The 13,632-nt window shown below is 73.2% G+C and carries 11 protein-coding genes and 1 pseudogene; 5 read left to right on the forward strand and 7 right to left on the reverse strand.

Going from position 1 to position 13,632, the window contains the following annotated elements; all coding sequences use genetic code 11:
• Positions 1-14: 14 nt before the first annotated feature.
• The gene (locus tag ACZ4D5_RS16605) at positions 15-1,331 is read right to left on the reverse strand and encodes a 3-oxoacyl-ACP reductase (protein ID WP_467773105.1); all 1,317 of its coding nucleotides are present in this window, start codon (positions 1,329-1,331) and stop codon (positions 15-17) included.
• A gap of 72 nt (positions 1,332-1,403) precedes the next feature.
• Here ACZ4D5_RS16605 and ACZ4D5_RS16610 point away from each other — a divergent pair, with 72 nt between their 5' ends.
• Complete coding sequence (locus tag ACZ4D5_RS16610) at positions 1,404-2,681, forward strand: acetyl-CoA C-acetyltransferase (protein WP_467773106.1); 1,278 nt, start codon at positions 1,404-1,406, stop codon at positions 2,679-2,681.
• A gap of 130 nt (positions 2,682-2,811) precedes the next feature.
• Complete coding sequence (locus ACZ4D5_RS16615) at positions 2,812-4,344, forward strand: alpha/beta hydrolase (RefSeq protein ID WP_467773107.1); 1,533 nt, start codon at positions 2,812-2,814, stop codon at positions 4,342-4,344.
• An 18-nt stretch (positions 4,345-4,362) separates the two neighbouring features.
• Here ACZ4D5_RS16615 and ACZ4D5_RS16620 read toward each other — a convergent pair whose 3' ends face one another.
• Complete coding sequence (locus ACZ4D5_RS16620; protein WP_467773108.1) at positions 4,363-5,229, reverse strand: helix-turn-helix transcriptional regulator; 867 nt, start codon at positions 5,227-5,229, stop codon at positions 4,363-4,365.
• A 194-nt stretch (positions 5,230-5,423) separates the two neighbouring features.
• Between ACZ4D5_RS16620 and ACZ4D5_RS16625 the strand changes: the two genes are divergently transcribed.
• The 3 genes from ACZ4D5_RS16625 to ACZ4D5_RS16635 all read left to right on the forward strand — a co-directional run bounded on the left by ACZ4D5_RS16625 (position 5,424) and on the right by ACZ4D5_RS16635 (position 11,194).
• Positions 5,424-6,836 (forward strand): MFS transporter, encoded by a 1,413-nt coding sequence (locus ACZ4D5_RS16625; RefSeq protein WP_467773109.1) that lies wholly within the window; start codon positions 5,424-5,426, stop codon positions 6,834-6,836.
• 135 nt (positions 6,837-6,971) lie between these two features.
• Positions 6,972-7,394 carry a hypothetical protein gene (locus tag ACZ4D5_RS16630; protein ID WP_467773110.1) on the forward strand — a complete coding sequence of 141 codons (423 nt, stop codon included), beginning with the start codon at positions 6,972-6,974 and terminating at the stop codon, positions 7,392-7,394.
• Complete coding sequence (locus ACZ4D5_RS16635; RefSeq protein ID WP_467773111.1) at positions 7,391-11,194, forward strand: NACHT domain-containing protein; 3,804 nt, start codon at positions 7,391-7,393, stop codon at positions 11,192-11,194. Before ACZ4D5_RS16630 ends, ACZ4D5_RS16635 begins: the two co-directional genes overlap by 4 nt.
• An 11-nt stretch (positions 11,195-11,205) precedes the next feature.
• Here the strand turns inward: ACZ4D5_RS16635 and ACZ4D5_RS16640 are convergent, their stop codons facing one another.
• The 5 genes and pseudogenes from ACZ4D5_RS16640 to ACZ4D5_RS16660 form a co-directional block, all read right to left on the reverse strand.
• Complete coding sequence (locus tag ACZ4D5_RS16640) at positions 11,206-11,547, reverse strand: hypothetical protein (protein WP_467773112.1); 342 nt, start codon at positions 11,545-11,547, stop codon at positions 11,206-11,208.
• Between the two features lie 200 nt (positions 11,548-11,747).
• Positions 11,748-11,984, reverse strand: coding sequence for a DUF397 domain-containing protein (locus tag ACZ4D5_RS16645; RefSeq protein ID WP_467773570.1), 237 nt, complete (start codon positions 11,982-11,984; stop codon positions 11,748-11,750).
• Positions 11,985-12,014: 30 nt separating this feature from the next.
• A pseudogene (locus tag ACZ4D5_RS16650) lies at positions 12,015-12,116 on the reverse strand (transcriptional regulator); the annotation flags it as partial.
• Complete coding sequence (locus tag ACZ4D5_RS16655) at positions 12,073-12,618, reverse strand: Scr1 family TA system antitoxin-like transcriptional regulator (RefSeq protein ID WP_467773113.1); 546 nt, start codon at positions 12,616-12,618, stop codon at positions 12,073-12,075. The pseudogene ACZ4D5_RS16650 and the gene ACZ4D5_RS16655, both read right to left, overlap by 44 nt.
• Positions 12,578-13,594 (reverse strand): molybdopterin-dependent oxidoreductase, encoded by a 1,017-nt coding sequence (locus ACZ4D5_RS16660; protein WP_467773114.1) that lies wholly within the window; start codon positions 13,592-13,594, stop codon positions 12,578-12,580. Before ACZ4D5_RS16660 ends, ACZ4D5_RS16655 begins: the two co-directional genes overlap by 41 nt.
• Between the last annotated feature and the right edge of the window lie 38 nt (positions 13,595-13,632).

The raw sequence follows: 13,632 nt of genomic DNA on the forward strand, positions 1-13,632 counted from the left end.
GCGGGACCCTGCCGCTACGCCCCCAGCAGGCTCTGGCCGCAGACGCGGATCGTCTGGGCGTTCATGCCGCCCTGGGCGAGCCAGGACGTCGTCTCCGCCACGTCCACCGGAAGGCCGCCCTGGGCGAGGGAGTTCATGCGGCGGCCCGCCTCGCGGATGAGGAGGGGGACCGCCGCCGTCATCTTCGTCTCGATGAAGCCGGGGGCCACCGCGTTCACCGTCACGCCGTGCTCCGCCAGGGCGCGCGGGGCGAGGGAGCGGACCATGCCGATGATGCCCGCCTTGCCGGCCGCGTAGTTCGTCTGGCCCGCGTTGCCCGCGATCCCGGCGATCGAGGCCGTGGCGACGATGCGGCCGCCGGGGCGGATCGTGCCGGTCTTGAGCAGCGTGTCCGTGGTGGTCAGGACCGCCGCCAGATTGACGTCGAGGACCGAACTCCAGCGCGCCGCATCCATGTTGGCCAGCCTGCGGTCACGCGTGATGCCCGCGTTGTGGACGAGGATGTCCAGGCCGTGCTCGGGCAGCGCCGCAGCGATGCGCTCCCCGGCGTCCGGCGCCGTGATGTCCAGCGGCAGCGCCGTGCCGCCGACGCGGTCCGCCACGCGGGTCAGGTCCTGCCGGGCGGAGGGGACGTCGAGGAGCGTCACCTGGGCGCCGTCCCGGGTCAGGACTTCCGAGACCGCCTCGCCTATGCCCCGCGCCGCGCCCGTCACCAGGGCCGTGCGTCCGGCCAGGGGGCGGCTCCAGTCGGTGGGGGCCGCCACCGACTCCGCGGGGCCCGTCTCGATCACCTGCCCCGTCACGTAGGCCGACTTGGGGGAGAGGAGGAAGCGGAGGGTCGACTCGGCCGTGCCGATCGGGCCAGGGACGCGGACCAGGCACGCGGTGCGGCCCCGTCCCAGCTCCTTCGCGAGGGAGCGCACGAAGCCTTCCAGTGCTTGCTGCGCCGCCGACTGGTGGTGGTCCGTCGGGCTCAACGGTGCGCCGAGGATCACCACGCGGCCGTTGTCCGCCACCTTCCGCACCACCGGGTGCAGCTTCGCGTGCACCTCGGCGAGGGACTCGGTCGTCGCCACTGCCGTCGCGTCCAGGACAACTGCCGTGGGAGACGGCGGAGTTGCCGTCGTCGGCTTGTTGCCTGTCGCGGTGAGGAGGGTCAGCAGGTCCTGTGTGAAAGGTGAGTCGCCCGCCGTCAGGAGCAGCAACTCGCCGCCCAGCTCAGGGTGTTCGCGCGACCAGCGGCGCAGGGGTGCCGGCTGCGGCAGGCCCAGGCGGCGGGTCAGGAAGCGGCCGGGCGCTGTCGCGGTGAGGGTCAGGTAGCGGTCGGCCATTGTCCAACTCCCGGCTCGGTCGTAAATTTACTTCTGAGTAAGGTTACTCAAGGGTCAGGAGATGGTCGAGGCATGAGTCTTCCCTCTTTGCGCCGGGTCGCCGTCATCGGCGGCAGTCGCATCCCCTTCGCGCGCTCCGACGGGCCGTACGCGACCGCGTCGAACCAGGACATGCTGACGGCCGCCGTCGACGGGCTCGTCGAGCGGTACGGGCTCGAAGGGAGGGGTGTCGTAGGGGAGTTCGTCGCCGGGGCCGTGCTCAAGCACAGCCGCGACTTCAACCTCGCCCGCGAGGTCGTCCTCGGGTCGCGCGTCGATTCCCGTACGCCTGCCTACGATCTCCAACAGGCCTGCGGCACCGGCCTCCAGGCCGTCGTCGCCGTCGCCAACAAGGTCATGCTCGGGCAGATCGACTCCGGCGTCGCGGGCGGCTCCGACACCGCGAGCGACGCCCCCCTCGGCGTCAACGACGAGCTGCGCAGGACCCTGCTCGCCGCGCGGCGCGCCAAGTCCGTCGGCGGGCGGCTGCGCGCCCTCGCGCGCGTGCGGCCGGGACACCTCGTGCCCGACATCCCCCGCAACGCCGAGCCGCGGACCGGGCTCTCCATGGGCGAGCACGCCGCCGTGACCGCGCGCGAGTGGGGCATCACGCGCGCGGCCCAGGACGAGCTCGCCGCGCTCAGCCATCAGCGGCTCGCGGCCGCGTACGAACGCGGGTTCCTGGACGATCTCGTCGTGCCGTTCCGGGGACTCGAGCGGGACCAGAACCTCCGGCCCGGGTCGAGCGCAGAGCAACTGGCCCGCCTCAAGCCCGTGTTCGGGCTCGCCGCCGGAGGAGCCACCATGACCGCGGGCAACTCCACCCCCCTCACCGACGGCGCCGCCGTCGCCCTGCTCGGCAGCGACGCGTGGGCCGCCGAGCGCGGTCTGGAGCCGCTCGCGCATCTGGTCGCCTGCGAGAGCGCCGCGGTCGACTTCGTCCACGGCGACGTCGCCGGAGGTGAGGACGGGCTGCTCATGGCGCCCGCGTACGCCGTGCCCCGCATGCTGGAGCGGGCCGGGCTCGGGCTCGGGGACTTCGACTTCGTGGAGGTGCACGAGGCCTTCGCCTCGCAGGTGCTCGCCACGCTCGCCGCCTGGGAGAAGCGAGGGCTCGGGGCGGTGGACCGCGAGCGGCTCAACGTCGCCGGGTCCTCGCTCGCCACCGGTCACCCCTTCGCCGCCACCGGGGCGAGGATCGTCGCCACCCTCGCCGGGCTCCTCGCCGAGCGGGGGCGGCCGGGACGCGGGCTGATCTCCATCTGCGCGGCGGGCGGGCAGGGCGTCACCGCGATCCTGGAGAGGGAGTGAGCGCGGAGAGTGACGGGCGCGCGCGGAGAGTGACCTCGCGTGAACGGGCGCCGGGTCTGCCCCGCGCTTAGGGTGAGCGAGGGGCACACCCTGGGAGGTTGCCGTGCGCGGAGCCTGTGCAGTCGCCGGCGTGACCGTGCTGGTCGTCGTGGGAGCGGGCGTGCCGGGTCTTGCCTCGGCCGCCGCCGACGGCGAAGGAAGCCGTCGGCCCGATCTGTCGCGGTTCTACACGCAGAAGATCAAGTGGTCCGCCTGCAAGGGCGACACCGAGGCCGCGGCGGAGGCCACCGGTCGCGCCGAGGACGTCCGCTGCGGACACGTGACCGTCCCCCTCGACTACGCCAAGCCCGCGGCGGGAACCGTCGACGTCGCGATGATCCGGATGAAGTCCAGCGCGAGCGGCAAGCCGCGCGGCTCCCTGCTGCTGAACTTCGGCGGCCCCGGCGGACCCGGCGTCTCCGCGCTCGCCGGAGCGCAGAAGGAGTTCGGCTTCCTCAGCAAGGGGTACGACGTCGTCTCCTTCGACCCGCGCGGCGTCGGCCTGAGCGACCCGGTCAGCTGCGGCGACGCCGAGGAGGACGCCGACCCCACGGACGGGGGAGGGGGAGCGGACGACGCGGCCGCCGTCCTGGAGCAGTTGCGCAAGGTCGCCAAGGAGTGCACGGCCAGGTCCGGGCCCGTCCTTCCCCACGTGGGGACCGTCAACGTCTCGCGGGACATGGACGTCATGCGCCAGGCACTCGGCGACAAGAAGCTCAATTACCTGGGCTTCTCCTACGGGACGCGGCTCGGTGCCGTCTACGCCGCCCAGTTCCCCAGGAAGGTCGGGCGGATGGTGCTCGACGGCGTGGACACCCTGACCGAACCCGTCGCCGAGCAGTCCCTCGCGACCGCCGAGGGACGCCAGACCGCCCTCGACAACTTCCTCGCCTGGTGCACCGGGAACGCCGGGTGCGTCTTCGGCACGGACTCGCGCGCCGCGCGGCAGGGCATGGTCAAGCTCATCAAGGACATGGACGAGATGCCCCTCCAGGCCATGGACGGCCAGGAGTTCACCGGGCAGGACGTCGTCGGCGTACTCAGCCAGGCCCTCTACAGCCGCCAGGCCTGGCCCGCGCTCTCCCAGGCCCTCGGGGCGCTGCTCGCCGACGGCGACCCCCGCGCGCTGATCCGGATGAGCGGCGGGCTCGCGAACGGAGTGCGGGACGCCGGCGACGACGTGCCCGCCGACAACATGGCCGCCGCCCTCATGGCCGTCAACTGCGCCGACGACCCCGACCGCCCCGACGCCGCCCGCATCGAGAAGGAAGTCGGCAGGCTCCAGGAGGAGTTCGAGGAGGCCTCGCCCGTGTTCGGCAGGTCGATGCTGATGCCGGTGCTGCTCTGCTTCGGACGGCCCGCGGGCACCAGCTACATCCGTGACGAGGTACGCGACGTGAAGACGCCGAAGCTGCTGCTCGTCGGCACGCGCGGCGACCCGGCCACGCCCTACCGGTGGACCGAGGAGACCGCGCGGCGGCTCGGGTCGCAGGCCGTCGTCCTGGACAACAAGGGCGACGGGCACACCGGGTACCTCGGGTCCACGTGCGTGCAGGACAAGGTCGACGGGTTCCTGCTGTACGGGGAGACGCCCAGGAGCGGGAGTTCCTGCGCCGCCGAGTGAGCGCGGCGGCGGGGGCGGTCAGTCCGTCAGGTTCAGCATCGCCTTCTCGTCCGGGGTGCCCTCCGGGGCCTGGTAGACCACCATGCGCTGGCCGCCCGTCCTGGCCAGCTTCATCACCTCGTACGTGAGGGTCATCGCGCCCACCTTCGGATGGTCGAAGGACTTGATGCCGCCGCCGCGCTCGCACACGTCGTACTGCTCCCAGATGCGGGCGAAATCCGGTGACTTGAGCAGGAGTTCGCCGACCAGGTTCGTCAGCTGGGGCGAGTCCGTGTCCGTGCCGGATATCGCGCGCAGGTGCGAGACCGACTTGGCGACCGTCTCCTCCCAGGGCCGGTACAGGGCGCGGCCCACGGGGTGCAGGAAGAGGTAGCGCAGGACGTTGCGCTTCTCGGCCGGCCAGTCCCACAGGCCCGGGAGCAGCGCCTTGCCGGGGGCGTTGGCGGCCAGCATGTAGCTGTGCCTGCTCACCACGTACGCGGGCAGCGGCGCCAGCGCGTCCAGCATCCGCAGGGCGGAGTCGCGCACCGTGTGGTCGGCGGTGGGGTGCGGCTCGGTGAGGCGGCCCGACGCCAGCTCGGCGAGTTCGTACAGGCGGTCGTGGGCGTCGCCCGTCAGGCGCAGGGCGCGGGCCAGGGCGTCGAGGACACCGGGCGACGGGTTGGTCTCGCGGCCGCGCTCCAGGCGCGTGTAGTAGTCGACGCTCACCCCGGCGAGGGTCGCGAGCTCCTCGCGGCGCAGGCCCGGTGTGCGGCGGAACCCGGCGCCCGCGGGCAGGCCCGCGTCGGCGGGGGTGACGCGGGCCCGGCGCGCGCGGAGGTAGCGGCCGAGTTCCGTGCCGGGGGCTGCCGCTCTGGGAGCCGTGCGCGTCGTGCGTTCCGTCATAAGGGCATTGTCCCTGGTGGGCGGCGGATGTGGGGGGCCGTGTCAGGGCCAGGAACAGGGCGGTCTCCCAGCGCGGGGGGCTTCGGCGGATCGTGAGGGGGCGTTGATCTTGTGCCGCCCGGGCCTGCCGCCCCGCGGCGCTTTCCCGGCCACCCGCACGTCACCCCGCGACCCCGCCCACCGTAGGAGCCCCCTTGTCCGCCGTCCTCGCCCCGAGCCGTGAGCGTTCCCCCGCCGCGCCTCCCTCCCGGGCCTCCGCCACCCTCGCCCTCCTCGCCGCCCTCCTCGGCTTCACCGTCATCACCATCGACGTCACCGCCGTGAACATCGCCCTGCCCGACATCAGCGCCACCCTGCACGGCGGCATGGCGGGGCTGCAGTGGGTCGTGGACGCGTACACGTTGATGTTCGCCGCGCTGATGCTGTCCGCCGGCGCGCTCGCCGACCGGGCGGGGGCGCGACGGGCGTACGCCTGGGGCGTGGGGCTCTTCACCGCCGCCTCCCTGGCCTGCGCCCTGGCGCCCGGCATCGGCGCGCTGATCGCCGCCCGTGTCGCGCAGGGCGCGGGCGCGGCCGTCGTGATGCCCGCCTCGCTCGCGCTGATCCGCCAGGCCTACGACGACCCGCGCCGCCGCGCCCGCGCCATCGCGCTGTGGACGGTGGGCGGTTCGGCGGCCGTCGCGGTCGGGCCCGTGCTCGGCGGCATCCTCACGGAGGCCGCAGGGTGGCGCTCCGTCTTCCTCCTCAACCTCCCCGTGGGCGCGGTGATCCTCGCCCTCCTCGCCCGCGCCGACCGCTCGCCCCGCCGCCCCGCGCCGCTGGACCTCGCGGGCCAGGCGACGGCCGTACTGACCCTCGCGGGCCTCGCCTTCGCCGTCATCGAGGGCGGACACCTGGGGTGGCTGAGCGCGCCCGTCCTCGTCGCCTTCGCCGTGGCCCTCGCCGCCGGATTCGCCTTCCACGCCGCCGAGAAGCGGCACCGCGCGCCCATGGTCCCGCTCTCCCTGCTGCGGCAGCGGCAGGTCGGCGTCGCCCTCGCGGTCGGCTTCGCGGTGAACGCCGGGTTCTACGGCGTGACCTTCCTCCTCGGCCTCTACTACCAGCAGCTGCGCGGCATGTCGGGCGTCGAGGCGGGCCTCATGTTCGTGCCGCTCGCCGTGCTCGTCACCGGCAGCAACCTCGTCTCGCCGCGCGCCGCCGAGCGGTTCGGGCGGCGCGAGGTCATCGTCATCGGGCAGGCGGTCCTCGCCCTCGCCATGTTCGCGCTCGTCCCGCTGACCGCCGAAACGCCGCTGTGGCTCGTCCTTCTCCTGCTCGTACCGACCGGCCTGGGCGGCGCGTTCGCCGTTCCCGCGCTCACCGCGCAGCTCATGGACGCCGTGCCCGGCGAGCGCGCGGGCACCGCGTCCGGCCTCCTCAACTCCCTTCGCCAGACGGGCGGCGCGATGTCCGTGGCCCTCTTCGGGGCGCTGCTCGCGGGTGGCGGAGAGGGCTCCGGCTCCGGTTCCGGCTTCTCCGTATCGGGGATGCACACGGGGCTCGTGGTCGTGGGGCTCACGCTGTGCGCGACGACCGCGCTGGCGGCGTGGTTGCTGCGGAGGGACTGAACACGGGGATGCGGGTGCACGGCCGCCTTCTTCCGCCGCCAGCACTGATTCGCCGAGCCGTATTGATGAGGGCGCCGGTCGCGCTACGTTCGGAGCGTCGGCTGTAGGCGTACGTGCGGAATCGGGGTGGCGGTCATGTCCGGGACCCGGCGGGCCGTGATGTGGACCGTCGCCGTGGTGGGCGCGTTGGTCGCGGTCGGGCTGACGCTGGTGGCGGTCCTGGTGGACCTGGACACCGCCGACCGGGCGGCGAGCGTCGTGGGGGCGGTCGCGGGTCTGGTCGGACTGGGCTTCTCCGCCTATGCGTTGGCGCAGCCAGGTGGTGGCCATGAGGTTCATGTCGTACGGGCCCGGGGGCGGGGCGCGGTGGCGGCGCGCGGGGACGTGTCGGGGAACGCGTTCGGGGAGAGGAGCAGGGCGGTCGGCGGCCCGCAGCCGCCGTCGGGCCGACGCTCACCCGGTGGCACCGTCTCCGCCCGCGGCGACGGAGCCGTGGCGTCCGACGGCAGCGTACGCGGGAACGCGTTCGGCGACGGAAGCGAGGCCGAGACACGATGAGTTCGGCGGCAGATGGTGACGGCGCGGGGGACGCTCGTCAGGCCCGACGGCAGCGAGTCGACGTACGCGGTGACGGGGCGATCGGCGCCGGAGGTGCCGTCACCGGCAACGCCATCGGCCCGTACAGCAGCGTCACGCACACGCACGTCGAGCGGCAATTCATCGTGCAGCAGGTCGAGCCGCCACCCGCCGGACCGCCCCAGGCCTCCCCCGAAGAGGTCGACGCCGCGCTGGCGCAGTACGCCACCCGTGTCCGCGAGTGCTACGGCCGCCTCGACCTGGAGGTCCTGATCCCCACGGAGGAGGGCGATCACCCGCCGGTCGAGCTGAGCGCGGTGTTCGTGCCGCCGCTCGTGCGGGCCGACCCGCCGCCGGTCGAGCTGCCGCGCGACATCGTCAACCGCCTCATGGAGTCGGGGGAATGGCCCGCGGATCTGCTGCCGCCTGGCCTTGAGCTCGACCCGCAGACGCTGGAGCGCGCCCGGCGGGCCTACCTGGAACGCCCCGTGAGGGAGGTCCTCGACGTCCTCGCCGCCCCCGACGCGGACCGGACGGTCCTGCTCGGCGACCCCGGCGCGGGCAAGTCGACGCTGGCGCACCACGTGGCGCTGGCGCTCACGGGAGGCGTGCCGCCGGGGCCTCTCGGCCTGCTGGAGGGCCGCGTCCCACTGGTGGTGGCGCTGCGGGAGTACGCCGCGGAGCCCTGGCGCGACCGTACCTTCGAGGACTTCTTCGACCACCTGCACACGACCAAGGGGCTCGCGCCGCCCCGCGCGGTGCTCGGCCAACTCCTCGCCGAGGGGCGGGTGGTGGCCGTCTTCGACGGGCTCGACGAGCTCTTCGACCCCGCCGCGCGCGAGCAGGTCAGCCACCGCATCGCCGACTTCGCGAGCCGCCACCGGACGGCCGGGGTGCGGGTGATCGTGACCTCGCGCGTCATCGGCTACCGGCGCGGCGTCCTGGAGCGCGCCGACTTCGCGCACCACATGATCCAGGACCTGAGCGTCGCGCAGATCGGCCGCTTCGCCCGCCAGTGGTACGCGACCGCGTGCCCGCACGACGTCGAGCGCGCCGAGCGGCTGTGCCGACGGCTCAGGGAGGCGGTCGACCACTCGCGCCCCGTACGCGAACTCGCGGGCAACCCCCTCCTGTTGACGATCCTGGCCATCATCGGCCGCCGCAGGGAGCTGCCCCGCGACCGGCAGGGCGTCTACCGGCACGCGGTCGCCGTCCTCGTCGCCCACTGGGACGAGCACGCCAAGCACCTGCGGGTGCCGGCCGACGCCGAGGCCCTGTCGTACCTCGGCGACGAGGACCGGCACGAGCTGCTCCGCCTCGTCGCGCGCCGCATGCAGGACGGCAGGGGCGGCATCGCGGGCAACCACATCCACACGGACGAACTCCTCGTCGCGTTCAGGGAGTACCTGTGCCAGCAGTACGAACTGCCCGTACCGCAGGCGGTGTCGGCGGCGCGGACCATGGTCCGGCAGTTCAGGGAGCGGAACTTCATCCTGAGCCACTACGGGGGCGGGGTGTACGGGTTCGTGCACCGGGCGTTCCTGGAGTACTTGGCGGCGGAGGACATCGACCGGCGGTACACGCGCTACCGCGAGTGGGGGCAGAGGGAGTTCGTCGAGGAGATCTTCGCGCGGCACGCCGACGACCCGGCATGGCACGAGGTGCTGCTGCTCCTGGTCGGGCAGATCGGGGAGCCGGAGGCCGCGGCGGCGATCGACCGGCTCCTTGAACTGCACCGGCACCGGAGCGACTGGGACGACATGCGGTGCCTCGTGCTTGCTGTGCGGGCGCTGGCCGAGGTGCGGCGGATCGGGCCGCTCGCGGCGCAGAGCCGGGCGGTCGTCGACGCGGTGATCGCGGAGCTGGAGGCGGTGGAGCCCGACAGCCACCGCCTGCCCGAACTGGCCGATGCCATCGCCGCGTTCGGTTCCTTCGCGCCCCACTGGAGCGGGCGGCCGCGTCTCCTGCGGTGGTTCCATCTGCGGGGGCAGTACGCGCGCGCAGCGGAGCTGTCCGTACGCATCGCCTGCGCGCTGTACGCGGGAGACGCGCCGCACCGGGTCATGGCAGTGCACGGCCACACTCCGGAGGTGCAGGTCGAGGCCATGGAGCAGTTGGCGAGGCGGTGGGGCGGCGAGGCCGCCACCTGGGAGATGATCCGCGGGCGGGCCGTCGCCGACCGAGCCTCGGAGAGCCGGAAGTCCGCTCTGCAGCTCCTGATCAAGCACCGCTGGGACGAGGCCGCCACGCGCGATCTTGTGAGGGAGCGGGCGGTCGCCGACCCGAGCGAGTGGGTGCGCGAGGCCACGCTGTCGGCGCTCGCGGCCGACCTGTCGTACGACGAGGCCGAGACGGTCGCCCTGATCCGGGACCGTGCGACGGCCGATCCGCATCGGCTGGTTCGCGCGGAGGCGTTGCGTCTGCTGGCCCGGTTGCGGGTCGATGACGAGGAGACACTGCGGCTGGTCAGGGCCGAGGCCGCGTCCGCATCGGAGCCGGGCGTGCGGTCCGCAGCCCTGGAGGCGCTGTATCTGCAGTGGCAGCCGGATCCTGCCACGCGCGCGCTGATCGCCGACGCGGCCGTCCACGACTCCGCGTCCCACGTCCGGCGCACGGCGCTGCTCGTGCTGCACCACGGCTGGGGCGAGGAGCCCGCCACCGTCGAGTTGCTGTACGACCGTGCCGTCTCCGATCCCGCCGAGCTCGTCCGGGGAGGGGTGCTCGACTTCATGCTGGTCGGCTGGCGCGGTGATCCCCGGGCCCGTGAGCTGGCGTACGACCGTCTGCGTCACGACCCTTCCGTGTACGTACGTCTGAGTGTTCTGCGGGTGTGGAGCCTGGGCTTCGACGAGGGTGATCCTGCGTGGGAAGTGCTGCGCCATTGCGTGCTGCACGACCAGGACGGGGGGCTGCGCAGTTTCGCGCTGCACGTCGTGGGGGACCACGCCGGGGACGAGGCCGCCGCGCGGGAACTGCTGCGCGAACGAGTGCTCGACGAGCCCCGTGGCAGCACCCGTGCCGCCGCCCTGCGTCAGTTCACGCAGCTCTGCCACACCGATGAGAGCACCTGGGAGTTGGCCAGGGAGCTGGCGGTGGAGGCGCCCGACTGTGCCACCCGCGAGGAGGCCTTGGACCAGCTGGCCCGGTTCCGGGTCGCGGACCCCGCCACGTGGCGGCTGATCAGGGAGCGCGCCGTCGAGGACCCGGACCAGGTGGTCCGGGCGGAAGCCGCGTGGCTGCTGGCCGGTCGGGACGATGCGGGGGAGTTCCTCCGCACCCGCGCCGTCGAGGACCCGGCCGCCCCGGTCCGGCGCGCGGCTCTGGAGGCGTTCGGCTGCCTCCCCGAGTCGGCGGTCGGCGGATGGGAGACCATCGCCGGTCTCGCGACCGCGGATCCCGACGAGGGCGTACGCCGTCTCGCCCTCACCCTGCTCGGTGCCCGGCGCGGTGCGGACCCCGGCACACGCGACCTCCTGCGCGACCGCGCCCTCACCGACGCCGAGCCCAAGATCCGCCGCTCGGCGCTGCGTTGGCTGGCGGTGGTCGACCCGGACGACACCACCGCCGAAGCGGCACGCGACCGGGCCGTGGCCGACCCCTCGGCCGACGTCCGCATCGCCGGGCTCCGTGTGCTGGCCTTCGGCTGGCCCACGCACCCGGCGACGCTGCCCCTGCTCCACGAGCGGACCGGGGCCGACGCCGACCCGGAGGTCCGCGAAGAGGCCGTCCGCGCCCTCGCCGTGGCGGAGGCGATGGTGCCGCTTCAGGGTCGGCTCACGTGAGGATCTGTGGCTCAGCCCGAGGTGTTGGTCGCCCAGATCGGCTTGCCGGTGGAGTCGTAGATCACGATGTTGCCGTCGTCCTGCACGGAGAGCGTCGCGCCGAAGTTGCCTGCCGTGTCGGAGTGCCAGATCCGCTTGCCGGTGGCGTTGTAGACGGCGAGCACGCCGTCCGTCTCGAAGGCGGCGGTGTCGCCGTCCGGATAGACGCCCTCGGCCTGCCAGGCCGCCTTGCCGTTGCGGTAGACGACGAAGTTGCCGTCCTCCTGAAGGCGCAGAAGGGTGTCGCCGTCACCGGAAGTCCAGGCCTGGTTCCGCCGGATCCACGTCCTGGGATGGAAGTCCGCGTTCGCCATGTCGTACCCCCTCGCTCCGGCCTCGGGGCGGCTCCCCGGGGCCCTCGGCCACGCTAGTTCTGCGGGCCTCGGGGCCCGCAGGGCCGATAACGCCGACTGATTCGCTCTCGCTGCGAGGTGGCGGGGGTACGGGGGAGGCTGCGGTGCCGAAGTGGTGGTGCGAACGAGCCCGGAGGGACCGCGCGACCGTCTCGCCTCGGTCAGCAACTCCCTTGCCGTGCCGGTGAATCTGGCGCGTACGGGGTGTTGTGGGCGTACGTGAGGAAGTGCGTCCAGGAGGTGGGCGTGACGGAGAAGGTGGGGCCGTCGGGGTTCTTGGAGTCGCGGATGCGGATGGCGTGGGGGCGGGACGATAGCTCTATGCATGTGCCGCCCTCGCCGCCGCTGTGGGTGGACTTGCGCCAGGGGTAGGCGACTTCGAGTCGGTCTGAGATCAACCGGGGGTACCCATGGGTTTCCAGGTACGTAACCTGTTCCCGCCCCTTGGGAGTCAGCAGCGTGAACGAACTGTCTAGGCAAGGGTGTTCATCGCGCTCGGTGGGCATCACTTGAAACTGAACAGTCCGCATCTGCCCGATGCGCAGTTCGTTGAGTGAAGACTGCCCGCGCGTACTCCTCGATTTGGAGGAGGCCAAGGATGGCCATGGTGCTGAAGTCGTACAGCTCGACGGCCTGCGCCTCCAGGTTGGCGTAGACCCGGTACCACTCCGGATGCCTGGTCCGCGCCTTCTTCAGCGCCGCCGTCCATACCGACCGCACAGTCCGCGCCGCCGCTGACGCCACCCCCGAACGACCCCTCCCTCGCGGATCCGGCACCCGGCCCCGCAACTCCTCAGCCCCACCCCCAGAGGCGCCCGTCTCGCCCGCCGAGGATCGGACACGCTCCGTATCGAAGTCGCCGACGCCCGAGGCCTGCGCCTCGTCGACGCGCTCGCGGACACCTGGGGCGTCACCGATCGCACCGTGGGCAGGACCGTCTGGGCCGAGCTGCGGTACGAACCCAGGGGCTGAGCCAGGGCTCCCTCGGCGGTCAGCGGGACGACGGCCGGCGCACCGAGAACCGCACCTCATGGACCGAGTTCCGCGATCCCGGCGGCGGCTGCACCCGCCCCGCCGCGTCCGTCGCGCGGGAGCGCACCGTGTGCGGGCTCGGCGGGAGCGAGCGCCGCAGGGAGAAGCCCTGCCAGGTCGGGTCGGCGCCGAGGGCGTCGAGGGTGGCCGGCTCCCAGGGGCCGCCGTCGACGGAGAGGTCGAGCCGCACGACCTCCGTCGTGCTCCAGGCGCGGCCCCTGAACACCGTTGGACCGCCCGTCAGTTCCGCGTCCGGGGACGGCGACAGGATCTTGCTGTTGACGTCCACCTCCCGTACCGGTTGCGGCCCTTCGGCGCCCGGCACCACCCGCGTGTAGAACGTCGTCGTGAACATGTGCTCCGGGCGCTCGTCCGTCAGGACGATCCGCGTCAGCCATTTCACCGAGTTCGTGCCGAACATGCGCGGCACGACCGCCCGCAGCGGATGCCCGTGCCGGGCGCGCAACGGCTCGCCGTTCATGCCGTGGGCCAGGAACACGGAGCGGTGGGCCCTCTCCAGCGGCAGGTCCTTCACGTACGCGAGGCCGTCCTCCCCCTGGAAGGAGCCCGTGTCCGCGCCCTCGAAGACGACGTGCCGGGCCGAGGGCAGCGGGGCCGCGCGGTCCAGGAGGGCGGCCAGGGGGAAGCCCGTCCACTCCACGTTCGCCACCGCGCGGGTCGGGGTGTCGGGGCGGAAGGGGCTGCCGAAGCACTCGTGGACGGCCGTCAGCTGCTCGGCCGGGAGGGCCAGGAGCGCGGGCAGGTCCAGGCGCAGGGGGCGCTCCACCAGGCCCTCCACCGTCAGCGTCCAGGTGGCGGGGTCGATCCCGGGGACGCCCATGTGCGTGCGTACGAAGAGGTGGTCCACCGGCGTGACGAAGTCGGGGCCGGGTGCCGGATCCGCGAGGGAGGGGTCGTTCGGGGGTGGCGTCAGCGGCGGCGCGGACTGTGCGGTCGGTATGGACGGTGAGGTCATCGTTGCTCCCCCTGCGCCGGTTCTCCGAGTTCTGCGGA

This window comes from Streptomyces sp. NPDC025651, from assembly GCF_055558735.1.

What these genes read in the sequence shown, in the direction of transcription:
- ACZ4D5_RS16605 (WP_467773105.1), bottom strand. Translation starts at nt 1,331, where the DNA reads ATGGCCGACCGCTACCTGACCCTCACCGCGACAGCGCCCGGCCGCTTC.
- ACZ4D5_RS16660 (WP_467773114.1), bottom strand. Translation starts at nt 13,594, where the DNA reads ATGACCTCACCGTCCATACCGACCGCACAGTCCGCGCCGCCGCTGACG.
- ACZ4D5_RS16620 (WP_467773108.1), bottom strand. Translation starts at nt 5,229, where the DNA reads ATGACGGAACGCACGACGCGCACGGCTCCCAGAGCGGCAGCCCCCGGC.
- ACZ4D5_RS16655 (WP_467773113.1), bottom strand. Translation starts at nt 12,618, where the DNA reads ATGAGGTGCGGTTCTCGGTGCGCCGGCCGTCGTCCCGCTGACCGCCGA.
- ACZ4D5_RS16610 (WP_467773106.1), top strand. Translation starts at nt 1,404, where the DNA reads ATGAGTCTTCCCTCTTTGCGCCGGGTCGCCGTCATCGGCGGCAGTCGC.
- ACZ4D5_RS16635 (WP_467773111.1), top strand. Translation starts at nt 7,391, where the DNA reads ATGAGTTCGGCGGCAGATGGTGACGGCGCGGGGGACGCTCGTCAGGCC.
- ACZ4D5_RS16630 (WP_467773110.1), top strand. Translation starts at nt 6,972, where the DNA reads ATGTCCGGGACCCGGCGGGCCGTGATGTGGACCGTCGCCGTGGTGGGC.
- ACZ4D5_RS16640 (WP_467773112.1), bottom strand. Translation starts at nt 11,547, where the DNA reads ATGGCGAACGCGGACTTCCATCCCAGGACGTGGATCCGGCGGAACCAG.